20 protein-coding genes and 2 pseudogenes are annotated in these 26,292 nt (G+C 46.1%); 19 read left to right on the top strand and 3 right to left on the bottom strand.

Annotated features, from left to right (window positions below; genetic code table 11):
• The first annotated feature begins 534 nt into the window (after positions 1 to 534).
• The 4 genes from SporoP37_RS13060 to SporoP37_RS13075 all read left to right on the top strand — a co-directional run bounded on the left by SporoP37_RS13060 (position 535) and on the right by SporoP37_RS13075 (position 6,362).
• The gene (locus SporoP37_RS13060) at positions 535 to 2,088 is read left to right on the top strand and encodes a fatty acid--CoA ligase family protein (RefSeq protein WP_085431180.1); all 1,554 of its coding nucleotides are present in this window, start codon (positions 535 to 537) and stop codon (positions 2,086 to 2,088) included.
• A gap of 119 nt (positions 2,089 to 2,207) precedes the next feature.
• On the top strand, positions 2,208 to 4,178 hold the full coding sequence (locus SporoP37_RS13065) for a S9 family peptidase (RefSeq protein ID WP_085431181.1): 1,971 nt from the start codon (positions 2,208 to 2,210) through the stop codon (positions 4,176 to 4,178).
• A gap of 103 nt (positions 4,179 to 4,281) precedes the next feature.
• Positions 4,282 to 5,727: an aspartate ammonia-lyase gene (aspA, locus tag SporoP37_RS13070; protein ID WP_081244093.1), complete on the top strand. Its 1,446-nt coding sequence runs from the start codon at positions 4,282 to 4,284 to the stop codon at positions 5,725 to 5,727.
• 344 nt (positions 5,728 to 6,071) lie between these two features.
• Positions 6,072 to 6,362, top strand: a complete 291-nt coding sequence (locus SporoP37_RS13075; protein WP_085431182.1) for a late competence development ComFB family protein — start codon at positions 6,072 to 6,074, stop codon at positions 6,360 to 6,362.
• 18 nt (positions 6,363 to 6,380) lie between these two features.
• Here SporoP37_RS13075 and SporoP37_RS13080 read toward each other — a convergent pair whose 3' ends face one another.
• On the bottom strand, positions 6,381 to 7,124 hold the full coding sequence (locus SporoP37_RS13080) for a flagellin (RefSeq protein ID WP_232329767.1): 744 nt from the start codon (positions 7,122 to 7,124) through the stop codon (positions 6,381 to 6,383).
• Positions 7,125 to 7,303: 179 nt separating this feature from the next.
• On the opposite strand from SporoP37_RS13080, the gene SporoP37_RS13085 reads away from it, so the two are divergent.
• Entirely contained in the window at positions 7,304 to 7,702 is a 399-nt protein-coding gene (locus SporoP37_RS13085) for a flagellar protein FliS (RefSeq protein ID WP_085431184.1), read from the top strand.
• 677 nt (positions 7,703 to 8,379) lie between these two features.
• On the opposite strand, the gene SporoP37_RS13090 is transcribed toward SporoP37_RS13085, so the two are convergent.
• Positions 8,380 to 9,156 carry an enoyl-CoA hydratase-related protein gene (locus SporoP37_RS13090; protein ID WP_081244095.1) on the bottom strand — a complete coding sequence of 259 codons (777 nt, stop codon included), beginning with the start codon at positions 9,154 to 9,156 and terminating at the stop codon, positions 8,380 to 8,382.
• 1,045 nt (positions 9,157 to 10,201) lie between these two features.
• On the opposite strand from SporoP37_RS13090, the gene SporoP37_RS13095 reads away from it, so the two are divergent.
• The 13 genes and pseudogenes from SporoP37_RS13095 to SporoP37_RS13160 all read left to right on the top strand — a co-directional run.
• Positions 10,202 to 11,050, top strand: coding sequence for a DegV family protein (locus SporoP37_RS13095; protein ID WP_085431185.1), 849 nt, complete (start codon positions 10,202 to 10,204; stop codon positions 11,048 to 11,050).
• Positions 11,051 to 11,064: 14 nt separating this feature from the next.
• The gene (locus tag SporoP37_RS13100) at positions 11,065 to 12,435 is read left to right on the top strand and encodes an ATP-dependent helicase ComFA (protein ID WP_198160027.1); all 1,371 of its coding nucleotides are present in this window, start codon (positions 11,065 to 11,067) and stop codon (positions 12,433 to 12,435) included.
• Positions 12,432 to 13,046, top strand: a complete 615-nt coding sequence (locus tag SporoP37_RS13105; RefSeq protein ID WP_085431186.1) for a ComF family protein — start codon at positions 12,432 to 12,434, stop codon at positions 13,044 to 13,046. The genes SporoP37_RS13100 and SporoP37_RS13105 overlap by 4 nt, the downstream gene beginning before the upstream one ends.
• 4 nt (positions 13,047 to 13,050) lie before the next feature.
• On the top strand, positions 13,051 to 13,467 hold the full coding sequence (locus tag SporoP37_RS13110; RefSeq protein WP_085431187.1) for a TIGR03826 family flagellar region protein: 417 nt from the start codon (positions 13,051 to 13,053) through the stop codon (positions 13,465 to 13,467).
• A 128-nt stretch (positions 13,468 to 13,595) separates the two neighbouring features.
• Entirely contained in the window at positions 13,596 to 13,862 is a 267-nt protein-coding gene (flgM, locus tag SporoP37_RS13115; RefSeq protein ID WP_158233631.1) for a flagellar biosynthesis anti-sigma factor FlgM, read from the top strand.
• An 18-nt stretch (positions 13,863 to 13,880) separates the two neighbouring features.
• Complete coding sequence (locus SporoP37_RS13120) at positions 13,881 to 14,387, top strand: flagellar protein FlgN (RefSeq protein WP_085431189.1); 507 nt, start codon at positions 13,881 to 13,883, stop codon at positions 14,385 to 14,387.
• Between the two features lie 12 nt (positions 14,388 to 14,399).
• Positions 14,400 to 15,983: a flagellar hook-associated protein FlgK gene (flgK, locus tag SporoP37_RS13125; RefSeq protein WP_085431190.1), complete on the top strand. Its 1,584-nt coding sequence runs from the start codon at positions 14,400 to 14,402 to the stop codon at positions 15,981 to 15,983.
• Between the two features lie 16 nt (positions 15,984 to 15,999).
• Positions 16,000 to 16,875 carry a flagellar hook-associated protein FlgL gene (gene flgL / locus SporoP37_RS13130; RefSeq protein ID WP_085431191.1) on the top strand — a complete coding sequence of 292 codons (876 nt, stop codon included), beginning with the start codon at positions 16,000 to 16,002 and terminating at the stop codon, positions 16,873 to 16,875.
• A gap of 67 nt (positions 16,876 to 16,942) precedes the next feature.
• Positions 16,943 to 17,497: a DUF6470 family protein gene (locus SporoP37_RS13135; RefSeq protein WP_099662762.1), complete on the top strand. Its 555-nt coding sequence runs from the start codon at positions 16,943 to 16,945 to the stop codon at positions 17,495 to 17,497.
• Between the two features lie 67 nt (positions 17,498 to 17,564).
• Positions 17,565 to 17,996: a flagellar assembly protein FliW gene (gene fliW, locus SporoP37_RS13140; RefSeq protein ID WP_085431193.1), complete on the top strand. Its 432-nt coding sequence runs from the start codon at positions 17,565 to 17,567 to the stop codon at positions 17,994 to 17,996.
• Position 17,997: 1 nt separating this feature from the next.
• Positions 17,998 to 18,219: a carbon storage regulator CsrA gene (gene csrA / locus SporoP37_RS13145; protein WP_085431194.1), complete on the top strand. Its 222-nt coding sequence runs from the start codon at positions 17,998 to 18,000 to the stop codon at positions 18,217 to 18,219.
• A 263-nt stretch (positions 18,220 to 18,482) separates the two neighbouring features.
• Positions 18,483 to 19,498: pseudogene (locus SporoP37_RS17750) on the top strand (flagellin N-terminal helical domain-containing protein).
• A 345-nt stretch (positions 19,499 to 19,843) separates the two neighbouring features.
• A pseudogene (locus SporoP37_RS13160) lies at positions 19,844 to 19,957 on the top strand (flagellin); the annotation flags it as partial.
• A 432-nt stretch (positions 19,958 to 20,389) separates the two neighbouring features.
• Here the strand turns inward: SporoP37_RS13160 and SporoP37_RS13165 are convergent.
• A complete protein-coding gene (locus SporoP37_RS13165; protein WP_085431197.1) occupies positions 20,390 to 22,033 on the bottom strand; it encodes a hypothetical protein in 1,644 nt (547 codons plus the stop codon).
• Between the two features lie 261 nt (positions 22,034 to 22,294).
• On the opposite strand from SporoP37_RS13165, the gene SporoP37_RS13170 reads away from it, so the two are divergent.
• Entirely contained in the window at positions 22,295 to 25,951 is a 3,657-nt protein-coding gene (locus SporoP37_RS13170) for a flagellin N-terminal helical domain-containing protein (protein ID WP_232329846.1), read from the top strand.
• Positions 25,952 to 26,292 lie beyond the last annotated feature (341 nt).

A 26,292-nucleotide genomic window follows, 5' to 3' on the forward strand; every position in this document is an offset into this window, starting at 1 on the left:
TACTTATATCACCCATTGCAGGCAGAGTGTGAATTGTTGTTGTGTTTGAATTTATTTCAGTTCAAGTGCAGCTGCTGAACAGTAACAGAGGACTAATTCCGGAGTGCAGTTGCCGTCCTTATTATAGAGTGGGTGTCTTTTTTGCGTGGAGAGTTAGTGAGTACGGGGGGATGGCAACTCCAGCTGGGGGACGCTTTCTGGAGGGAGGGCGGTGAACCACACCGCTCCGCTTTGCTACGCCGGGGTGTTTCACCTGTCCCTCTGATCCTCCCAGAGTCGCCCCCAGCTTCCGTTGCCATCCTAATTATAAAGTGGTGGTACTCAGATCACTCATTGCAGGTGGTGTGTGAATTGTTGATGTGTTTGAATTCTTTTAAGTTCAAGGGCAAATCCTGTATTCCAGCAGGTTTCAGTGTCTTTGCCATAGTGTAAATAAACAAAATTACCAGTAAACTCTTGCCAATTAATTATTCTATCAGTATAATGAATGAAATACTGAATGGTTGTTCATTCATTGGTTAGGGAGATGAAAGTATGAATTTAGTTTCAAGTGTTCAGCAGACTGCACAGACTAAGCCAGATAAAGTTGCTTATCGTTTTATGGGACAGGATACGTCTTATGCGGAGTTTGATATGTCGGTGTCTATGTTTGCGTCCGCGTTGCGGAACCTCGGTGTGGGGCAGGGGGATCATGTGGCGTTTTTGCTTGGTAATACGCCGCATTATTTGATTTCGCTTTATGCGGCTATGCGGATTGGCGCGACGGCTGTGCCGATTAATCCGTTATATACGCCTGATGAGATTTCGTATATTTTGGAAAACAGTGATGCGAAGGCTGTCATTGCGATTGATCAATTACTGCCGCTTGTGGAAGTGGCGAGCCAGTCGTTTCCGGCGATTGAGAACTATATTGTCTGTGAAATGAATCCGGATGCCGGTGAGAAGTTGGCTGCGCTGCCGGAACGCGTGAAGACGAAAGTTCATCCGTTCAGCATGCTGCTGAAGCAGGCGGCGCCTTTGACAGAAGCGGTGCAGGTTGATGAAAATGAAAGCGCTATCATACTTTACACATCCGGAACGACCGGACATCCGAAAGGCGCGATGCTGACGCATAAAAATATTTACTCAAATGCGCGCGATGTCGGCGATTATTTGGGGTTCTCTGAAAATGATAAAATTGTCGCGACATTGCCGCTGTTTCACGTCTTTGCGCTGACAGTTGTGGCGAATGCGCCGCTCGTTAAAGGGGCGACGATTCTTCTGGAACCGCGCTTTAGCCCGGGGGAGATTTTCCAGCTGATCCGCGAACAAAAGGCGACGGTATTTGCCGGCGTTCCGACGATGTACAATTTCCTGTATCAGTATCCGGAAGGCAAGACGGAAGACTTTGAATCCATCAGACTGGCGATTTCAGGCGGCTCTTCATTGCCGGTATCTTTGCTTCATAATTTCGAAGAAAAATTTCAAGTGCGTGTTTCTGAAGGCTACGGTTTATCGGAAGCATCACCTGTTACTTGTTTCAATCCGCTCGACCGCGAACGAGTGCCCGGTTCGATTGGAACGAACATCATGAATGTGGAAAACAAGGTAGTCGATGAAATGGGGGAGGAAGTGCCTGTCAATGAAGTCGGCGAATTGATTGTTCGCGGTCCGAATGTTATGAAGGGCTATTATAAGCTGCCTGAAGAAACAGCTGTTGCTTTGCGGGACGGCTGGCTTTATACGGGGGACTTGGCGCGGCAAGATGAAAACGGTTACTTCTATATCGTAGACCGCAAGAAAGATATGATCATCGTCGGCGGATTCAACGTCTACCCTAGAGAAGTCGAAGAAGTGCTGTTCAGCCACCGCGATGTCGTGGAAGCGGCAGTAGTCGGCGTGCCGGATGTTAATTTCGGCGAAGAAGTACAGGCTTATGTAGTGCTGAAAGAAGGGTCGGATGTTACAGAGGCGTCGCTGCATGATTTCCTTGCCAAGCGTCTGGTGAAGTATAAAGTGCCGAAGAATATTCAGTTCCTTGATGAATTGCCGAAAAACACAACAGGCAAAATCCTGAGACGTTCATTGAAGGAACAAATTAAAAGCTAATGATAAAAAGGGTGACGGGGCAGTAAATTCCGTCACTCTTTTTTCGTGCATTTATTGCCAAAACAACCGTCTGCTTGTTATGGTTTAAGGAGAAGATCTCAACTAACAGGAGGGATTACATGGAGAAACGATGTGTAGCGGCGGAAGATCTGTTTGAAACGAAATCGGTGACGAATCCGGTGCTTGCGCCGAATAATCAGGAAGCTGCAGTGACAGTGACAAAAATGAATAGAGAAGATAATACGTACTACTCTGCGATTCATCATATCGACTTGCAGACCGGCAATGTGACACAGTGGACGTTCGGCAAGCAGCTGGTGAGTGCAGCGAAATGGTCCGCTGACGGCAGACAGCTGGCGTTTTTATCAAACCGTACCGGAACGAATCAGCTGTACGTCATGCAAAAAGCCGGCGGGGAAGCGCGTGTGCTCACTGACTGCAAAGAAGGAATTGATTCATTTGAATGGTCGCCATGCGGCAAGAAAATCTGGTTTACCGGCACGATCAGGACGGGTGAAACCTTCGCGACGACGGTGAAGAAAGAAGAAACATTTCCGCAGCCGATCCGCGTGACGAAAATGAAATATAAAGCAGACTTTACCGGTGTGCTGCCGCAAGATCAGCATGCACAAATCGGTTATGTCGATCTCGCGACGTGCGCAGTATGTAATTTTACAGCCGAACCGTTTGATCATTCATTGGAAGCGGTGTCTCATGACGGCAAGTATCTGGTGATCGGTGTCAACCGCAAGGAGCAGACGGATTACGATTTCAGTACGCCGCTCGTTCTTGTAGAAATTGAAACGAGAGACGAAACTGTTATTCTGGATCAGCAAGGCTATTTCGGCAAAGTGCAGTTCTCAAAAGACGACCGCTACATCGCCTATACAGGGTTCGATATGACGTACCAAAACGTTACTCAGACAGATGTTTTCGTCTATGACCGGACGGACGGCCTGACGATGAATTTGACCGCGGGAATTGACGCGCCGGTTGGAGATGAGTGCATTTCCGATCACTTGCAGCAACTTTACGCGCCAGGCGTTGTATGGACCGACGACGAGCAGCTCTACTTCCAGCTGTCGAGCATGGGCGACGTCCGTTTATATGCGGCGACACTGGACGGCGCCATCTATCCGGCGACGGGGGAAGAAGAGCATGTGTACGGCTACGATGTATCGTCAACCGGTGAATTTGCGCTCGTTGCGGTAAGTACGGCGACGAACCCGGGCGAGCTGTATCTTCAGACGATCGCGACGGGGGAACGAAAGGCACTGACTTCATGTAATGAAGGCTGGCTGAAGAAAGTCAGACTCGTAACGCCGGAAACGATTCATTACACGAACGGGGATATGAATATTCAAGGCTGGCTGATGAAGCCTGCCAATTTTAAGGAAGGCAGCCGCTATCCGCTTATAGTAGAAATCCATGGCGGGCCGCATGCGATGTACGGCTGTACGTATTTTCATGAAATGCAGCTGCTGGCGGCGGAAGGCTACGGCGTGCTCTATCTCAATCCGCGCGGCAGCCACGGGTACAGTCAGGAATTTGTGGACGCGGTGCGCGGAGATTATGGCGGCGCTGCATACGAAGATATTATGGCGGGAGTCGATGAAGTGCTGGCAAATGAAACGTGGATCGATGAAACGAGACTCGGCGTCACCGGCGGCAGCTACGGCGGCTTTATGACGAACTGGATTGTCGGGCATACGAACCGTTTTAAAGCGGCAGTCACCCAGCGCTCCATCAGCAACTGGATCAGTTTCTTCGGCGTATCCGATATCGGCTATTATTTCACTGAATGGCATCTGAAAGCGGATATGAGAGATGCGGATACCTTATGGAAGCACTCTCCGCTGAAATATGCAGAGCAGGTAGAGACGCCGTTATTGATTTTGCATGCGGAACGGGATTTCACATGCCCGATTGAGCAGGCCGAGCAGTTGTTCATTACATTAAAAGACTTGGGCAAAGAAACGGAATTCGTGCGTTTTCCGGAATCTGACCATAATTTATCAAGAACCGGCAAACCGAACCTTCGAATAGCCCGATTACAAGAGATTACTGGGTGGTTTAGACGCTATCTGTGAGGTAATATGAAGATGTATGTTAATTCGTCTATACATGAAAATAAATATGTGTATAATGAGATACGAATCGTACGCATAAAAAATATTTGAGAAGAGGTTCTGCATCATGGAAGAGCAATTACTATACAGAATAGAGAAGGATTTTATCGGTGAAAAGAAGGTGCCAAAAGACGCGTATTATGGTATTCAGACACTGCGGGCGGCAGAAAACTTCCCGATTACTGGCTACCGCGTCAACCGCGACCTGATCCGTGCAATCGCAATCGTCAAAAAGTCAGCAGCACAGGCAAACCGTGACATCGGCCAGCTGGACGCTGATCTTGCGGAAGCAATTATCCAGGCATCTGAAGAAGTAATCAACGGCGCATTACGCGACCAGTTCCTCGTCGATCCTATCCAGGGCGGTGCAGGCACATCGGTCAATATGAATGCCAATGAAGTAATCGCGAACCGTGCACTTGAAATTCTCGGACATGAAAAAGGCGAATATGACATTATCAGTCCAAACTCGCACGTGAATATGGCACAATCCACAAATGACGCATTCCCGACTGCGATACATATCGCGACATTAATGAAAGTCGACAAATTGCTCGAAGTTATGGAATCGCTTCATAAAACATATTTGAAAAAATCAATCGAATTCCAATCCGTCCTGAAAATGGGCCGTACACACCTGCAAGACGCGGTTCCCATCCGTCTAGGGCAAGAATTCGAAGCCTATGCCATGGTCCTGCGCCGTGATATCGAACGTATTCGTGTGTCACGCGTCTATTTGTATGAAATCAACATGGGAGCAACGGCAGTAGGAACAGGCTTGAACGCGGATCCGCTGTACATCGAAAAAGTAGCCAGCTATCTTTCTGAAAACAGCGGTTTCCAATTAAAATCATCCACACATCTCGTTGACGCTACACAAAACACAGACTCCTACGTTCAAGTATCCGCTGCGCTGCGCGGCACGATGCTGAACCAGTCTAAAATTTGTAATGACCTGCGCCTGATGGCATCGGGTCCGCGCACAGGATTGTCGGAGATTTCTTTGCCTGCAAGACAGCCGGGATCATCCATCATGCCAGGGAAAGTGAACCCGGTAATGGCGGAAGTGATGAACCAAGTATCGTTCCAAGTAGTCGGCAACGATATGACCATCGCACTCGCATCAGAAGCAGGACAGTTCGAGCTCAACGTCATGGAGCCGGTGCTAGTGTTTAACTTGCTGCAATCATTAAAAATCATGACAAACGTCTTCGGCGCATTCCGCGATTATTGCCTAGACGGCATCAAAGCGAACGTAGAGCACTTGGAAGAATACGTGGAAAAGAGCATCGGCGTCATCACGGCGATCAATCCGCACGTAGGCTATGAAGTAGCATCACAAATCGCAAAAGAAGCACTGCTGTCGAACAAATCAATCCGTGAACTGTGCATCGAGAAAAAAGTGCTGACAAAAGAAGAACTCGACCAGATCCTGCACCCATTCGAGATGACGAAACCTGGGATTTCCGGGAAAGAGCTGTTGAAGAAGAAGATTATTCTTTCTAAGTGAGTGAGGATGGAGTTTGGCTAGTGGTTTTGGGGAATATGGGTAGTTGAAGTCAAATAGCCAGTACATTGACAGTTTGTATGTTAATTGTTCTGAATCAGGTGTAAATTCTATGTGCTGCACATGGTAATCTGCTATCCAGTTGATTGGAGTGGAGGGTGGCGACTCGGGGAGGATCAATCCGACAGGTGAGACAACTAAGAGAGCGAAGCGAACAGTTGGCTCACCGCGGGCCCTCCCGAACGCGTCCGCCCGCAACGGAAATCAACGGCGTCCAGCACACTATCCACCTACTCCAAGTCTCCAATCCTTACACCCTGCGCAACAACGCAAAGGAGTTACCAATCATGAAAGTGCATAATATTATGGAAATCGTAGTCCGTGACGTGATTACCAAATATAAAAACGAGCTCAACATGCCGTGTACATGCGAACAATGCCTGAACGACGTACTCGCCATGACGCTGAACAACGTCAAACCGCAATACGTCGTCCACGAATCCAACAGCGCCTACGTCCGCGCAGCCCACGAAGCCGACCGTCAAGGCGCAACCGCCATCTTGACCAAGGTCGCCTGGGCAGCAGGGGAAGTAGGAAAAAATCCGCGCTGTGACAACATGAAAAACCCTTCCAAATAATCGCGGAAGGGTTTTCGTTTATTTCAGCAATGAAATCGTCTCTTTCAAATTACTGTTGACCGAGTTAATCAGCATCTGATCACCTTTCGTGCGAATATCCTGCTGAACGAACGTCATCATTTCCTTCGCCATGTCTGTATCCGCCAAATTCGAGAGAGATGCAGATAAATTATTTTCAAACACTAACGCATTCGTCAGATGGTGCTGAATGCCTTCCATCTCAGAGCCTACTTTCGTCAGCGTGCTTGAAACCGTGCCAATCGCCTTATCAAGTGTTTTGATTAAAGCTGATGCATCTGATTGTGTAGCGATTGACGCTCCATCCAGACCTAATTTTGCAGTGCTGACATTAATATTGCCGATTGTCATTTGCTGTCCGGGATTGGCGCCGACTTGCAGCTTAATCGCTGTATTGTCGCCTAGTATTTTCATCGTATTGAATTCCAGTTTTCCGGCCGTATCATTTACTGCGCCCATGATTTGCGAAAGTTCTTCAGCGCCCGCTTTTCGGTCATCGTCCGTCAATGTGCCATTCGCAGCAGCCACCGCGAGTTCACGTCCGCGCTGCAGTAAATTATTGATATTATTCAAGCCTTCATTGGACACTTCCAGCACGGAAAGTCCGTCTTGCATATTGCGCTGCGCCTGGGATAATCCCTTAATCTGAGCCCGCATCGTCTCGGAAATAGCCAGTCCGGAAGCGTTTTGACTTCCTTTTTCTACCTTCGACCCCGTGCTGAGCTTCATAAGCGTCTTCTCCATGGCCGTTGCATTCCGCTGCATCCGATTCGAGGAAAGCGCAATATGTTCTGAGCTATTTATTCGCATCCCTTCACCCACTTTTGCTTTTCTATAGTATGTCTTCATTTATATCGGTGGGTTTCATGTAAAATGAACGAGAAGGGACGATAATAAAAGTAAAACATTTGGAGTGAGCCCGCATGTACACAAAACGTGCGATTGAAGTGTATCAAGCAACCGCTGTCACGACGACCCCGATGATTGACACGATGATCGAGCTGCTGAATGAAATGAGCAATGTGCTGGCGGATGCAGAAAGCGAAGTGGAGCGGCAGACGGACCCCGATATTTCCGAGCCGATGAAAAAACTTCAGTATGCGCTGTTCGAGCTGATGGCTGTCATCGATCACGGCACGGAAGAAGGCGAGCGCCTTTTTCTGCTGTACATCGCGCTGAATCAGGCACTCGTCACGGTGCAATTACATAGAAGCTATGACCTGTTGCCGGATATCCAGCTGAAGGTGAAGCAGCTGTCTGAAGCATGGACCGCCGCACGCCGAAATCAGCGGCTGCAGCGTATTCAGTCGGATAAATTATAAAGAGATTGTCTGGAAAGCCCTGAAATCAGGTCTTTTTTCGACAATCTCTTTGTTTTTGGATGTGTGAATTCTGTCTGGCGCTCATAAAACCCCCGCAAGCGCTCATACCTCTCCGTCAACCGCTCATAGATTCCGCCAAGCGCTCATACCAAGCCGCTGACCGCTCATAGATTCCGCCAAGCGCTCATACCAAGCCGCTGACCGCTCTTAGATTACTTCAAGCGCTCAATCAAGGCAGCCAACCGCTCATAGCGCACCCCGAAAACACATATTTCCCCTTAAACACAGGCTTCCGCATTCATGTGCGCGTGAATCATGTCAGGCGCTCATAAAACTCCGGCAAGCGCTCATACCTCTCCCGCATCCGCTCATAGATTCCGCCAAGCGCTCATACCGAGCGCTGACCGCTCTTAGATTTCTTCAAGCGCTCAATCAAGGCAGCCAACCGCTCATAACGCACTCCGAAAACATTTATTTCCTCTTAAACATAGGCTTCCGCATTCATGTGCGCGTGAATTCTGTCTGGCGCTCATAAAACCCCGGCAAGCGCTCATACCTCTCCGTCATTCGCTCATAGATTCCGCCAAGCGCTCATAACGAGCCGCTGACCGCTCTTAAATTTCTTCAAGCGCTCAATCAAGGCAGCCAACCGCTCATAACGCAAAACGACCCAACACCTATTTCCCCTTAAACACAGGCTTCCGCTTCTCCGAAAAAGCAATCAGCGCTTCCACGCGGTCCTCCGTCGGCAGCGTCATCTCATACGCCTTCCGCTCAATCGCAAGCCCGGTCTGCAAATCCGCCATCATCCCTTGCTTAATCGCAAACTTCGCCTGTTGAACCGCAACCGGTCCGTTGGCAAGCAATGAATCCAAAAACTTGGACACCGTGTCCTCGAGTGACGCAAGCGGAACAGTTTGTGTCACGAGGCCAATACGCAGCGCTTCATCCGCTGCAATTCGCCGCGCCGTCAAAATCAGCTCCATCGCTTTTGCTTCACCAATTAAACGGGGCAGCCGCTGCGTTCCGCCGGCCCCGGGAATAATCGCCAGTCCCGTTTCCGTCAGTCCCATCACCGCGCTGTCTGCGGCAATGCGGAAATCACAAGCAAGCGCGAGTTCCATGCCGCCGCCAAATGCAAAGCCGTTGATGGCAGCAATCGTCGGCTGCGGCAATTGGTCGATCATCGTGAAGACATCGCCGATTTTATTCAAGTTTCGCCGCACTTGTGCTTCGGTCAGTGTCTTCCGTTCTTTCAAGTCGGCTCCGACGCTAAACGCCCGGTCGCCGCTTCCTAAAAACACAACAGCACGCACTTCGGGATCGATCCGGATGCCTTCTACCACTTGCCCGAGCTCGAGCAGCATTTGGAAGTTAAACGCGTTCATCGACTCAGGCCGGTTCAGCATCACATAAGCTACCGAGTCCCGCTGTTCATACGTAATCTCTTGCATAATCAAACGCCTCCTTGAAATGTATGGTCTATCTATACGATAGCATGAAAGTGAATGTTCTGTAAGTTTGAAAGTGGATAGGCTTCAAGTGGCTAGTGGGTGGGGATAGGGGCTCCAGCCGGTACGCTAACCGGAGGGCCCGCGGCGAGCCAACTGTCGCTGCGCTCCTTAGTTGTCTCGCCTGTCGGGCTGATCCTCCCGGAGTCGACCGGCTTCCACCCCAATCCCATACGTGTTGTCGGTTCTGTGCTTGTGGTTGGGGTTCATCTTGGAATGGGGGAGTTGAGCCATAATGTTCATACTTATCTGCAAGAATAGTCTTATTGAATAAACTCTCATTAGAAAATGGAGGTACGCGGGACAGTTTGGTAGTTTTGAAGAGTGTAAATGGATAGGCTTCAATTGGTTAGTGGGTGGGGATTGGGGCTCCAGCCGGTACGCTTTCCGGAGGGCCCGCGGCGAGCCAACTGTCGCTGCGCTCCTTAGTTGTCTCGCCTGTCGGGCTGATCCTCCCGGAGTCGACCGGCTTCCGCCCCAATCCCTTACGTGTTGCCGGTTCTGTACCTGTTGTTGGGGTGCATCGTAGCAGTTCTGAGTGAACACATCACTTTTTATTAAGTAGTTTCAAAATGTACTTGCTGGGTCAATAAGTAAATCTAGATCCCAACACTAGCTTCAATGAACAACAAAAACTGCCACCACTCACCCCGTAGGATTGGAGCGGCGGGCGGCGACTCCCGCGGGAATAGCATGAGCTTGAGACCCTGGACAGGTGCCTTAATTTCTGCAAAGTACGCAGAAATACGGCAAAGCGAACACTTCGCTGTTCGCTTGGCTTAAGCCATGCCCGCAGGAAAGCGTCCGCCCAGAGCGAAAGCCGTAACGAAGAACGGCTTTTGCGAGCATAAGCGAAGCGTTGGGAGCACATCTTTGCATTAATCCCCACCCCAATACAAATTCAGCCTCTCAAGTTCCTTTCTATCCCCCCTTCACAGATGCCAACTCAACGAATTTCAGGTAGAATAAATGACAGGAGTTGATCATATTGAAAACAGCGATTGTGACAGATACTACGGCGTATGTGCCGGATGATATAAAAGCAGAACTGGGGATTCGGACTATCCCGCTGCTCGTGACTATCGACGGCAAAGAATTCAAAGAAGACGCCGACATCACGACCGAAGCATTTTATGAGCTGGTGCGCGGCAAAGGCCCGCTGCCGAAAACATCGCAGCCCGCGATCGGTGACTTTGAAGCCTTGTACAGCGAACTCGCGAAAGACTACGACGCTGTCATTTCCATCCACCTCTCAAGCGGTATCAGCGGCACCTATATGGGCGCGCGCCAGGCCGGTGAGCTCGTGCCGGAAATTGAAGTGCTGACGTTTGATTCGGAAATATCTGCCTATCCCCAAGGCTTTTTCGCGATTCGCGCAGCGCAGCTGGCAAAAGAGGGTGTACACCCGCATGCGATTATAGAAGAACTGGAAGAAATGAAACAAACGATGCGTGCGTACTTTATGGTGGACGACCTGTCGCATCTTCAGCGCGGCGGCAGACTGTCCGGCGCACAGGCGCTCGTCGGCGGACTGCTGCAAGTGAAACCCATTTTGCATTTTGAAGACAAAGTCATCGTCCCGTTTGAAAAAATCCGCACGACGAAAAAAGCGATGAAGCGAATCGCGGATTTGCTTGCGGAAGACGCAAAGAACCAATTGCTCGACGCAGTAATCATCCATGCGAACCGTTATGAGGAAGCAATAGCATGGAAGAATATATTAGAAGAAAAACATCCGAACGTCGATTTCACGGTCAGCCACTTTGGCCCGGTCATCGGCACCCATCTTGGCGAAGGGGCCATGGGACTCGGCTGGGTGAAACGGCGCGGAACCTGAACAGGAGGAACTGTATGGCCGAACGCGCAACACTCAAGCAATTCCTGGCAGGGCGCATCTGGCTGCGTCATCTGCTGCCATTTCCCGCTGACCTCGTAGATGAAGCGATCAGCCGGGGAGAGATCCATGTGCAACAAGGCGTGCAAAAGAAAAAGGTCTGGCACGGCACCCGCTATACATGTCAGCGCTGTCATAATGAAAATCCGGCGCGCTTTACAGTGTTTGACTGCGCACAATGCGAATCAGCATGTGCGTACTGCAGAAATTGTCTCAACATGGGGAGGGTGTCATGCTGTTCTGAACTGGTGACGTGGACAGGCACCGAGCCTGTATTTCCCACTGAGCACCGCATGAACTGGCAAGGCAATCTGACGCCTTCTCAGCAAAAAGCAGCGAATGAACTGCTTGAAAGCACGAAACAAGGGGTCTCGCATTTGCTTTACGCCGTCTGCGGTTCAGGCAAGACAGAAATGCTGTTTCAGCCGATTCACTATTTATTGAATGAAGGCAGACGGGTTTGTCTCGCAGCGCCGCGTGTGGACGTTATTCTCGAACTAATGCCCCGTCTGACCGCGGCATTTCCTGACACATGCACAGAAGCCCTATACGGCGGCGCGGATGTGGAACATGTTGACGCGCAGCTGATCCTTGCGACGACCCATCAGCTCTACCGTTTCCACGAAGCATTCGACGCGGTTTTCGTCGACGAAGCTGATGCATTTCCGTATACTGCGGATGAAACATTGCAGCAAGCCGTGCGAAAAGCCGCGAAACCAAACGCACCGATCCACTTCGTCACAGCTACCCCTTCCAGCAGACTGCTCGCCATGAATAAAAAACAGGGCAATATTTCCATTCTCGCGAGACGCTATCACGGCCAGCCGTTACCCGTACCGCGAAACGCTGCACTGTGGAATTACGAACGGCAGCTGAAAAAGAAGCGCATTCCGAAGAAACTGCTCGACTGGACGAAAGAATGCCTCGAACAGCAGCTGCCGTTTCTCATTTTCTTTCATCAAATCGAACTGATGGAGCTTGCAGAACCGCTGTTTCAGCAGCTCGACGAACGGATCTGTGCAGTTCACGCGGAACACGCGGACAGGAAAGAGCGGGTGCAGCTGCTCAGGCAAAAAGAAATTCCGGGGCTGCTGACGACAACGATTCTTGAGCGCGGCATTACGATTCCAAACGTGCAAGTGGCGGTCGTCGGGGCTGAACAAACGATCTTCAATAAAGGGGCACTTATTCAAATCGGCGGACGGGTCGGCCGTTCGGTGCCTCATACATCAGGCGACTTCGTACTGTTCCATCAAGGCATTACGAGCGCGATGGATGAAGCGAAACGGGAAATCCGCAAGCTGAACCGGACGGAGGTGCCGCAGTGAATTGCTTACTGTGCGACAAGCCTCTCGACAACGTGCCGACGTGGCAGCAGTTTCTCGGCATCCTAAAAGACGCTTCTGCCTGTCCAAGCTGTCTGAAACGATTTGAACGGATTGACAGCATGGCGCAAGATGAATGGCTCGATTCTGTTCATTCGCTGTATGCATATAATGAAGCAGCGAGAGACTATCTGCATCAGTTCAAGTTCATGCAAGACATTGCGCTCGCAGACATTTTCGCACAGCCATTGCGCCACGTGCTGAATCATCCGAAAAAAGTCATCGTGCCAATTCCGATGCATGCCGCGAATAAAAAGAAACGCACCTTTTCCCAAGTGGATGCATTTCTCCGCGCAGCGAACATTCCGTATCAGACGCTGCTGGAAAAAACGACAGAATCGGTAATGGGTGAAAAAACGCGGAGTGAACGTCTCGCGATGACTGAACTATTCACGGCGACAGCCGATATACCAAGTAATGAGGCAGTATACGTGCTGGTTGATGATATTTACACGACCGGCACGACATTGCGTCACGCAGCACAGGCACTGAAACAGCGGGGCGTATGCCGGGTGGAAGCTGTGACGTTATTCAGACCTATAAGAGAGAAGTGATAAAATGGCGGAAGCAAGAAATTGTCCGGCTTGCGGCAAAATATTTAATTACACAGGTTTACGGGACGTATGCGGCGCATGTGCGCAGGCGGAAGAGGATATGTATGAAACGGTCTACCGGTTTTTGCGCAAACGGGAAAACCGTGCAGCGAATATCGACCGGATCATCGAAGTAACGGGTGTCACGCAGGAATTATTGCATCGCTGGGTGCGTAAAGGAAGACTGCAGCCGGCACTGTTCCCGAACCTCGGCTATCCATGTGACAAATGCGGCGCGTTAACGACCAGCGGGAAAATTTGTGCAAAATGTACAGAAGAAATCCAGCAGGACTTGCGCACATTTGATGCAGCGGCGGAATTGCGCGAGGCGATTGAGGCGAAAGACAAAGCAACGTACTACACACAAAAACGCGAACGATGAACCAATGGGGAAACGAGCAGTTCGTCCTGCTCGTTTTTTCGTCCAAAAGGCTCTAAATATTACGTGAAATCTGCCGACATAAAGAGTAGTACCTAAAATAGAATGTATCAATGAAAGGAGCGAGACGTATGAAGATCGATGGAGTAAAACCACAGGCAATCAACCCATACCGCAATCAGCAGCTGAAAACAGAACAGACTAAACAGGCGTCACAAGTACAAACGGATAAGCTTGAAATTTCTTCAGAAGCAAAAAAATTATCCCAGGCTTCACCGATTGAAACAGCCAGACAACAGCGCGTTCAGGAATTGAAGTCACAAGTACAGTCTGGAGAATACCAGGTCGATGCGAACAAACTCGCTTCGAGTATGCTGTCGTATTTCAATAAGAACTAACAGAAAGTAGGAATACACATGTCCATTGAACCGATTTTGACAACGCTCAATCACCTGGAAAAACTGCATATGAGCTTGCTCCGTCTGTCAAACGACAAGACCGCACTGCTGAAAAGCGGTGATATCAACGGGATTGACCAGCTGTTGAAAGAGGAGCAGGCCCATTTAGCGGCGATTGTGCAAATGGACCAGAAGCGCGTGAACGAAGTAAAGCAGTATTTGACCGCACAAGGAAGTGCAGTACCTGCCGAACCGACCATGACGCAATTAATCGAACTGGCGGACACACCGGACAAAGAACAGTTAGCAGAGGCGAAGGACCGTCTCCTGCATGCGATTCATGAGTTGAAACGGCAAAACGAACTCAATCAGCAGCTGACTTATCAATCTCTTCAATTCGTGAATCTATCGCTGGACATGGTCCGTCCGCGTCCGGAAACCGTCAACTATTCGAAAAATGAAGTACAGGGGCAGTCACAAAGCAGAGCCAAAACGAAGCTCTCTTCATTCGACTCCCAAGCATAAGGAGGACACATCATGCGCTCGACATTCATGGGACTGGAAACCAGCAAACGCGGATTGTACACACAGCAATCCGCTCTTTATACGACAGGGCATAACATCGGCAACGCCAACACCCCCGGCTATTCACGTCAGCGCGTCAACATGCAGGCCACGTCCGGATTCCCGGGAGTAGGACTGAACGCAGGGACGGTGCCCGGATTTCTCGGGACAGGCGTTGAAGCAGGAAGCATTCAGCGGATTCGTGATACGTTTGTTGATCATCAGTACCGCAGTGAGGCCAATAAACTCGGGTACTGGGAATCACAGACAAAAGCGATTGCTCAAATGGAAGATGCAATCGGCGAGCCTTCTGAATATGGCTTACAGCAATCACTGACGGATTTCTGGCAATCACTGCAGACGCTTGCGACGAGTCCGGAAAACGGCGGAGCGCGTGCGGTCGTGGTAGAACGCGGTGTGGCGGTAGCTGACTCATTCAACTATATCTCTAAGTCCATAGCTGAAATTAAAACGAATCTCGGAGATGAAATTAATGTCTCTGCCGTTAATATTAACTCGATACTCGGGCAAATTACGGAACTGAACAGACAAATCGCAGACGTCGAACCCAATGGCTATTTGCCTAATGATCTGTACGATGCCCGCGACGGGCTGCTCGATCAGCTGTCTACTTATTTGCCGATTGAAGTCAGCTATGAAAAGACTGGCGGACGTGCACCTGCAATTGCTGAAGGCACAGTCACAATAAAAGTCATGACAAATGATAAACCAATCACAGTACTGCAAAAAAACACATTCTCCAATATCTCAATCAACGGTAAAAATGAAACAACCGGAGAAATGCCAAAAGAAATCACAGGCTTTACATTTAACGGGGCACCTGCCGGAGGCGCAGATCTTTCAGTGGCGGATATGAAGAAAAGCGGAGAATTAAAATCGCTTGTGGAATCGTATGGCTACAAAGAAACGGCTGATGGGCCTGTAAAAGGGATGTACCCAGACATGCTTGCGAAACTGGACAAGATGGCTACTGCATTTGCAACGGAGTTTAATAAGATTCATCAAGGTGATCCTGCCAATGGTGTGTATGCGACAGATTTAGACGGAAAACCAGGAGAAGAGTTTTTCAAGGTCATTGATGGAACGAAGCCGATATCTGCCAGTAATATTAAAGTGAATGAAAATATTATTAGCAATCCGAATAAAGTGGCGGCTTCCACATCGAAACCAGTAGACAGCACCGATCCAACAACCAATCCCGAAGTAGGTAACGGACAAAACGCCCAAAACCTAGGGAATGCACTATTTAATAAACTGGAAGCACTTGGCGGTTCTAGTGTACAAGGATATTTTGCCCAAGCGATTGGACAGCTCGGAGTAGCAGGACAGCAAGCCGTAAAAATGGCCGAAAACTCCGGAACACTTCTTCTTTCGGTGTCCAACCGCCGCGACTCCATCAGCTCCGTCTCACTCGACGAAGAAATGACCGACATGATCCGCTTCCAGCAGGCTTACAATGCCTCTGCCCGTATGATCACCGTCATGGATGAAGCCCTTGACAAAATCATTAACGGAATGGGTACAGTCGGCAGATAATTAAGGAGGAACTTTCATGCGCGTAACACAATCCATGCTATCTCAAAACATGCTGCGCAATTTATCGAGCAGCTACAATAAAATGGGAAAACTGCAAGAACAGCTGAATACAGGGAAAAAAGTGAACCGACCGTCAGATGATCCAGTCGTCGTCATGAAAAGTCTTGGCTATGGCATGCAGGTCAACAGAGTCGAGCAATATCAGAAAAACTTAGGCGAAGTGAATAACTGGCTCGACAGTTCGGATGATGCGCTGGATGGGATGGGACAAGTGCTTCACCGCGCCAGGGAATTAGCCACAAATGCTGCCAATTCCGGTACGATGACAGCTGGTGACCGGGATATGATTAAAATCGAATTAGAGCAACTGCAAAATCAGCTGCAGGACTTCGCGAATACGAAAGTCGGCGACAAACATATATTTAGCGGAAAGATGACAGACAAACCTTTATTTGACAAAGCTACAGGCAATTATCAATCGGGCGCATCTTATAAAGAAAATGTATCTATTGAAGTATTTGATGGCGTAGACTTGCGTGTCAGTACGAATGCATCGGATTTGTTTAATAATATCAATCAATTGTTCACTGATATAAAAAATGACACGGATGACAAGTATGACTTCGGTGCCGCAATCGAAAAAATTGATGGACTGCTGGACGATGTGTTAATGAAACGTGCAGATATAGGTGCCCGTTCCAACCGTGCAGAGCTTATGGAGAATCGTCTGATGATGCAGGAAGGTGCGGCGAAAAAGCAGCGTTCTGAAAACGAAGATATCGACTATGAAAAAACGATTACGGATTTGATTACTTCAGAGTCAATCCACCGGGCTACATTATCGGTAGGGGCGCGTATTATCCAGCCTTCATTGACGGATTTCTTGCGGTAAAAAGTAATGCGGACACGCTGATAGTGTCCGCTATTTTTATAAAGATAAGCAAAGGATGGTGACAGACGTGAATATCCCTCAGCTCCAAGTCCAGACAACGTCAGCCAGGCTTGGATTACAGATTGATAAACCAATACAAGAAATTGAACAGCCAAATGCAACACTGCATATCGAACAGCCTGCAGCCATTCTTGAAATGTCAACCACACCGTCCGAACTGACGCTTGATACGACAGAAAATCGGGCAGCCCTGGATTTAATGAGTATGTTCAGACGGGGAGACGAAGTAGCGCAGTACAGCCAGCAAAAAGTACAAGAAGGCATTGCGCGCAGAGCACAGGAAGGCATGCAGCTTGCGAAAATTGAAAATGGCGGTAACCCTTTGGCTGATATTATTAAGCAAAACTCGGAAAAACCAATGGCAGAGCTGGGCATCCGCTTTGTAGGAAATCCGCTGCAATTAAAAAGAAGCTTTACAGCAGGGCGCGTGGATATACACGTGACACCGCAGAAACCGATAATAGATGCACAAGTAAACAAACCCATCCATAACTACACGCCAGGCAACGTAACAGCAAAATTGGAACAGTATCCGTCCGTTGAAATTGATTGGAAAGTGTAACGACTAACGAACATAAAGTACCTTCGCCGTAACTAACATAACATTTAATAGAGGAGCAGCTTATCACATGAGAATTGAAACGAAATTTCATGCAGCGATTGAAATTGATCCATCGGAAATCTGGCACTTTCCAAAAGGAATCCCGGGCTTTGAAACAGAAACTGAGTTCGTATTGCTGCCGATCGAAGGCAGTGACTCTTTGCAAGTTTTGCAATCAACAAAGCAGCCATCCGTTGCATTTATTGTAGCCAACCCATACACACTCGTAACCGATTATACTTTTGAAATAGATAATTCGACGATTGACCTGCTGGAGATCAGTCAGCCGGAAGATATCATGGTACTAGGCATCCTGTCCATGAAACAGCCGTATCACGAGTCCACAATCAACTTGCAGGCACCTTTAATCTTTCATGTTCCAAATAAAAAAGCCAAGCAAATGATTTTGAACGACCCGCGTTTCACTGTCAGACACCCAGTCGGCAAAGGAGGGAACTGACATGCTTGTCTTGTCACGTAAAGTAAACGAGTCGATTCAAATTGCAGACAATATAGAAATTCGAATTCTGGAAGTCAAAGGAGATACCGTGCGTATTGGCATTGAAGCGCCGAAATCTATTGAAATACTTAGAGGGGAGTTAGTTCAGTCGATTACGGAGACGAATAAAGAAGCACTCACGATTGATATGGATCTGTTCGCGCAATTGATGAAAAAAGAATAATCTCCTATTTGCAAAGTATCGCTGCAGAAATTCTGCAGCGATGCTTTTTTTGCGTATAGAATTCCGTCTGGACAAACTTATGACATATATACGTTGTTTTTCTACAGATTATAAAATACTTCAAAAATATACTAAACACTTAATCAGCCTGTCCGATATTACTATTGTAAGCGGGAGAAAGAGTTCGGCCGGCTCCGTACACCGCCACAAAATTCAGGGTCACAAGGAAGTAAACCCTACACACACTCAAGGAGGAAATGAAAATGAGAATTAATCATAATATTGCGGCGTTGAATACACATCGTCAGTTGAACGCTGCTTCAACTAACCAATCTAAATCAATGGAGAAACTAGCTTCAGGTCTTCGTATTAATAAAGCAGGAGACGATGCAGCGGGTCTAGCAATCTCTGAAAAAATGCGTGGTCAAATCCGTGGATTAGATCAAGCATCTAAAAATGCTCAAGATGGTATTTCCATGATTCAAACAGCTGAAGGTGCTTTGAACGAAACTCATGACATTCTTCAACGTATGCGTGAATTGGCTGTGCAAGGAGCTAATGATACTAATGTTGATCAAGATAGAGATGCAATTCAAGAGGAAATCACTGCATTAGCAACTGAAATCACTCGTATTGGTAATACAACGGAATTCAATAAACAAAAACTACTAAATGGTGATCTAGCATCAAGTGTTACAGCCGTTGATACTGGTGTCGGACCAGCAGCAGGTATAACAAAAATTTCTTTTCAGGTGCTGAGGCAGCAAATGACTATACATTAGCATTTGATGCTGCTTCCGGTGATCTTACGCTTAGCAGTACAACATTAGGTAAATCTTCTACTATTAATGTAAGTGCTCCAGCAGCAGGTTCTATGGAAACAAAAGATATTAACTTTACAGAATTAGGAGTTTCCGTAACAATAAATGAAGGTTTAACTGCTGACATTGCTACTGATAATACATTTGAAGTAGCTGGCGGAGGTTCAGTTACATTAATGATTGGCGCAAACGCTGGTCAAACAATGACAATTGGAGTAAATGATATGAGAGCTGGTGCTCTTGGAGTAGATACTTTAGATGTTAGTACATCTGCAAATTCTCAAAATGCTGTCACTTCACTTGAAAATGCTATAAAAACAGTTTCAGAAGAACGTTCAAAACTTGGTGCAAACCAAAATCGTTTAGAACATACAATCAACAACTTAAGCACATCTTCTGAAAACCTAACTGCTGCGGAATCTCGTATCCGTGACGTAGATTATGCTTTAGCTGCATAAGCAGTGACAAGCACAGTCGTCCTAGCTGGAAACGGCTAGAGATAATTATCGGGTGAATTGCTGGAAACCCCTAAAACTCACTTCCCTACAACGTAGCTGGAAACGGCAAGCGTGAATGGTCGAAAAGAAGAGAGATTGGGCAATCAGCAGCCAAGCTCCTGTCTCGAAAGAGTGGAGAAGGTTCAACGACTAGGATACACCATCTAAGGCGATAAGCTATGATGATGAAATCCGTAGGTGAAACAATGTCCATCAGCATTGTGAATCCGAAGTGCCCGACCCCTAACAAATCATGTTGAGGGTGAAGATATAGTCTAGTCATTTATGAAAGTAAATGTTCGCACGATGGCGAAAGAAATGATGGAACAAACAAAGAATTCAATTCTTTCTCAAGCAGCACAAGCAATGTTGGCTCAATCCAATCAAATGCCTCAAGGTGTTTTACAACTCTTGAGATAATGATTCGAAGGGCGTCTTATCTGGTAATGGATAAGAGCATAACTGGGTGAATTGCTGGAACTTCCTAAAACCTCATCAACCACAACGTAACTGGAAACGGTCAGCGTGATGGTCTGAAAATGATGGGGATGAAACAATGGATAATCAGCAGCCAAGCTCCTGTGAGGAAACTCTGGAGAAGGTTCAACGACTAGGATATACCGTCTAAGGCTTCACGGCTATGACGATGAAATCCGTAGGACAAGCAAAACACCGTCCGAAGCGCCCAGCCCCAAACAGGTTATGCTGTGGGTGAAGATATAGTCTGAGCCTATTTGGAGACAATAGGACTACTCGCAAGCCAATCAGCAACCGCAGGGCGTTCTACAACTACTACGTTAATAGGACCCTTTCATTACAAAAAGAGACTTCTTTTCGGAAGTCTCTTTTTACTTACATAAAACTTTGATTCCGCAGATCCTGCGTCTTATAAACTATCGACCAATAACTACGTCCGAGTCGATCAGCAATATGTTGGATGGTACAACCTTTTTGTTTCATATCTATTAATGTTGCTATTTCTTCTGGTGTATAAAGTCGCATTCTATCTCTAGAGCTAGTAATGAGTTCATATTCAGGATATTTACAAAGCCATTTTTGAGTTTCCATATAGAAACGATATTGCCAGTTAGTTTTATAGCTCATTGCAGGGCAAGTGATTGTAATGGGATGGATATCTTGAAGAAACAATAATGTATCTGCAGTGCGATTTGTGCGTAAATAATAACCATTACCATCAGGTCGTTTCGTAAGTGTAAAATCTGCTAAAGTTAAATTATTGATTTGTTCTCTTAAGGATTTTAATTCTTCATATGTGAAATTTTGCAGATACAGGGCTATATGAGGAGTGATAAATATCTTTTTATTATTGTGGTTCAAACGGGTTGTCAACATTAGAGAACCGTCATCCATATAGATAGTTGCCAGGCTGTGCAAATCATTCAGATGAGCAAGACGGTGTTTCGGCAGTTTTTTAACTCTTGATTTACCTTCTTCTTTGTTGCTGTAAAAATCATCTTCCAGCTCACGCCATAAATCATTGACTCGTGAACTAATCACATTACCTTTATGAGAAAAAGAAAGATACGGTTCCAATTTCATGACTTTCCAGGCCCGGTAATCTTTCTGCTGAATAGAAAAGTGTTCGCTGTATGTGCTTCTAATCCCTTTGGTTTTGGTAGGAATATGCGTCAGCATGCCGTCCCCGATAATAGAACCAAGTATAATGTTTTGCTGTGTAGTAGAAAGATCATCCAATGTATTCAGCGGTCGTGGCGAAATACTGTTATGCTGATGAAAACACTCTTGCACAATCTCACCCAAAGTTAAACCTGTACAGGCTTGGACAGAACACAGGACGTGCCGGTTCTCTTCAGTAAGGCTCACTTGATAGCGTGTAGATTCATTATTCTCTTGCCTGGCGTAATTCAATCTTGGAAAGTTGTCTCTTGTCACTTTGATAGAGGGGGCATATTGCTGAATCATTTGATTGATTTCTCTAGTAGGTGCGGGAATGGAAATTTGATTGGGCAGCCGTATAGTTGTCCGTTTCGCAATTGGCTTGTGAACTTCCAAATTGCTCACTTTATAGGAGAACGAAGGATGTATCCAAGGTGCAACTATGCTTAGGATGTATTTGATTTGCAGCTGATCATACAGAATAAGCCTTCTTTGTCCGTCTGTCGCAAACAGCACGTTGAATTTTATATTTAATACATATTGAAGTAACCGAAGCTCTTCCTCAGACCATTGCTCGGTGGAGATAATCAGCTTCTCCAATGTTCCATTTTCTTTTACTTTCAAATGGCCGCAATTTTGATACCACCACGCGAGTGTCTGGGCGGTCATATATTGTTCAAGAAACTCCACAGGTATACCTTTGGAGCTGTTCTGATACCAAACGGAGTATAACTCTTCAGCAGTCGGACAGTGAGCAGATTCGATCACTAGGCGATTGGTAAAGACCCATTCATTTCGAGTTAACGGGAGTTTTTTCGTATAAAATTTTACTTTCTGCAAAAGCTGAACTAGCTTCAAAATAGAGTTTTAACATTTTTCAAAAACATTGATTGATAAAATGATAGAAATTCCACATAGTACATATTTAATATTTTTTGAATATGAATAGAGACTAATGAAGTGTATAATTGTTACATATATAAATATAACTACCTAAGCCATTGATTTAAAACTCTTTTGGAATTTAAATAATGCTTAAAAGAAAGTCAAGTTTAGAATTCTAGCATATAACTAAGGAGTTTAGATATGTATATAAATACGAATATGCCAATGTTGAAAATGACGAATAATATACAGAGAATAAATCAAGCGCAACAAACAGCATTAACCAGAATCTCAAGTGGTATGAGAGTTAATTCAGCAGCGGATGATGCTGCAAGTCTAACAATTAGTGAAGGGATGCGTGCACAAATCAGAGGTTTGGAGCGCGCGCAGATGAACGCACAAGATGCGGTTTCCTATGTTCAGACTGCGGATGGAGTTATTCAGGAAGTGACACAGCATGTGCAGCGTATGAGGGAGCTGTCCATCCAGTCACTGAATGACACGAGGACTGATGCAGATCGCATACAACTGGATGCAGAGTTTTCTCAGTTGAAAAAATCAATTGCAAGTATTGCGGAGTATGCACAATATAATGGGGAGCTTCATTCTGTTGATCAGCATATGCCAGCCTATAGTAAGTTGGAGGGAAACCGTATATTCGAAAATCCGGTTCAAATCGTCTCGGGGTGGAATGATCGATTAGTAATTGTGGCGGAGCCTGATGAGTTTACAGTGATCTTGCCAGAAGGGAATTTCAAAAATATCGAGGATTTAATCGATCAGATTGATACGCAAGTATATGATACATATCCGAATATCATTTTTGATGTGCTGCCCGATCGTTCAGTGTCACTGCAAGTGGAAAATTACGGTGAAATTACAAAGGTCAAGGGACCTGGATCTTTTCTTTTCTATGAGTATGAACTCGGGAATCCCCCTGGAATGATTATTGGCTCGACTGATTTCTCTACAGGCAACAATAAACTGGAGATCACAGCCGGTGTCAATGACCGGCTGGCTTTCTATGCTGGAGCTGTAAAGCAGTATGAATTAGTGATTCCGACACCTGAAAGCAGTGACCCGAATGGACGTAAGGTCAGTTATACTCGCGATGAACTGATCAATATCGTGAATAATGATTTAAGAAATAAGGGAGAAGACCAAATTACAGCACAGAAATTTGGCGATAAATATATTTCGATTACATCTGATAAATACGTCATCACTGGTCTCAGTGGAAATATGATTAAAATTGATGGGATTTCTTCATTCCTGTACGATATTTCAAATACTGGCATCATTTCCAAAACGAATGGCAGTTATTATGGCAGTGCCCGATTGCAGAATGACGTGATCGAGTTTGCCAAGGGAACGAATGATGAATTGACATTCACGCTGGATAATCAAAGTCCTGTTACTATATCACTTTTGAATGATGGAGAACAAGTAGCGAATTTGTCGGGAGCAGAGATTGTCTCTCGTTTAAATGAACGTCTGGCTGCGCAGGGATTAAAGATGAAAGCCTCCTTTGATAGTGGAAGATTAAAATTAGAGAGTGAGTTTTATGGCAATACATCAAGAGTTTCAGTGAATCACGCTTCCAACGCATACGAAACGTTATTCACGCGTCAGGAAACTCATTATTTCTCACCTACTATTCAGCAGGGAAGGCTTGAAAAAGCAACGCTTTCAGGAAACTATAAGGAACGTTCGACGACAGAGATTACAGCAGCGAACAACGAATTAGTGATATCCGTAAATGGTGTCGACGTACCGCTTACTATTGATGAAGGGGAGTATACAGCAGATCAATTGATGGATGAATTGAATGCTAAGCTGCCCCCTGAATTGTCGCTAACTTTTGCATATACCACGTCAGGAGGTAAGCAAGCCTTTACGTTAACTTCCGACCAAGCAGAAACTACGGTAGCTTTTACCGGTCAATCACTGGCTTCCAGTGCGTTTGAAACTATCTTTGGAGGGGAGCAAATAATCTTTCCGTCATACACATCAGGCTCGACTTCTGCACCGATTCCTCCACTGGAAGGAACAGTCGGAGAATCACAAATTACTACAACACCGGCAAAGGTGACTGGAAGTGTTGATATCCAAAATGGTTTAACGATTCAGGCAGAAAATAATATATTACGTTTTACGTTAAATGGTCAAGAAGAGACTATTACGCTTGTGCCTGGTTTTTTTACAAAAGATGTATTAATTCAGACATTGAATGCTCAGTTATCTGGCATAGCCGTAACTGCTGAAGCTGTGGTAAGTGGAGGCAAGACTTATCTATCATTGGTTTCGGAAGATAAAGGTAATCATATGAGATTTCAACATGCATCAGGATTTGGTATGGAGCGTCTGGATCAAGTTTCTACATCTGCCCAGAGCCGGACAGTTACTGAAATCGAACCTAGTGTCACAGGCTATTCTATCCTGAAAAATGAACCGACTTATATTAATTCTTCAAATAATAGCATGTCATTCATTTATTCAGATGAAAACGGCGATCATGCTGTTACTATTACAGTACCAGAAGCAGTCTACAGCAATCGTGCCAAATTTGTTGAAGCAATGAACGATCAGCTGAAATCACCGGAGTTAATGGACCTGAATTTTAAATTCACTATAGATTCCAACAGAATTCAGCTGATAGGCAATGAGAAAGGTAAGGAATACGGTTTTAAAAACTTGACTGGCAATTTATATGATGAATTCTTCAGAAAAGCAGAGTTCGTCTATGATGGTTATGGATATAGCGGGCGAACCGCTCCTCAAGAGGATACTTATATACTTGGGAGACAACCGATTGGAAACACGGTAGAAATTTTTCCTAACATCAATGAAGTGCTGTCTTTTGATATTTATAAAAACAGTATTCCGACAAAGGTGGATGTAATTGTACCTCCAAACACGTATACAAGAAACGGGTTCATTTCCGCATTTAATACTGCACTGAAAGAGGGCTTAAAAGCAGCTGGATTTGAAGAAGATTTGATGAAGGCTCAAATTGGTATGGAAGCTTCCAAGCCCCCTGTTAATTACGATAAATCCGACAAATTCGTTCTGCTATTTAACGAGCATAATGATGGGCGGAACGATAGCGGGACTTATCAGATTCAAGGCGTTCGAGGGACTGCTGCTTACACGTATTTCTATAACTCGCAAGGCGACCCAAAGCCATCTTATATTGTCGGTATTACGGACATGAGTCAGGGAGCAGTTATCGAAACAGGTCTTAACGACGAATTCACATTAGACATTGATGACGTTACGAAAAATTTTACAATACCAGCAGGTGACTATTCACAGGAAGAGTTACTCGATGAATTGAATCGATTGCTTACTTCCGAACAGACAGGATTAATAGCGAGCTACGACAATAATAAATTAAAGTTCAGTAATCGGGAATACGGTGCAATACCAATTGACGGATTTGCAGGATCTGCGAGAGATTTCCTCTTTTTCCGAACAGAGCGGAGAGAACAGCAAGAAGAACTAAAATTTCAGGTTGGAGCAAATAGCGGCCAGTCTTTAGACTACAACCGTGTTCGTCTGTCTGATCAGTTATTACGAGTGAACACACTCACTATTTCTCATCGCGCAGGGGCTGAAAAAGCACTTGAACGATTGAGTATAGCTATATCATCTCTGACAGGGAAAAGTGGTTATGTCGGAGCTATTGAAAATCGGCTTGATCATATCATCAGAGTAAATGAAATCAATGTAGAGAACTTGGTATCGGCAGAATCACGTATTCGGGATGCAGACATAGCGAAAGAGATGTTCAATCAGATGAAAAGCTCACTCCTTCTACAAGCAAACCAAGCGATGATGAGTCATGCAAAAATATTCCCGGAAGGAATTTTACAATTGCTTCGAACTTGAAGGACCAGAGTTTAGCACGACGAAGATGACTTCAGTACTTTATGTAAAGTATAGGTAAAATAACAAGCCCCCCGTTATATAGATTGGAGGGCTTATTTCTGTTAGTTTTCTTTATGCATGCTTCGTATTCAGCTATTCTTAACTGCTCTGTGCCCAAGGCTGAATTCTATCTGCTAATGGACTTCATACATCGTTTAAACTCTTGTCGTTTTTCTACGGTGAGTAGAAGTGGACCGGCATGTATCAATTCTGACGGGAAATTGTTGTTTGTTGTTATTCAGCACATGTTATGAGTCCCAGATGCTATGTTTGCAGAAAGTGTAGTAAATAGTCGGGGGCCT

This window comes from Sporosarcina sp. P37 (assembly GCF_002109365.1).
In the GTDB taxonomy this organism is placed as follows: Bacteria; Bacillota; Bacilli; order Bacillales_A; family Planococcaceae; genus Sporosarcina.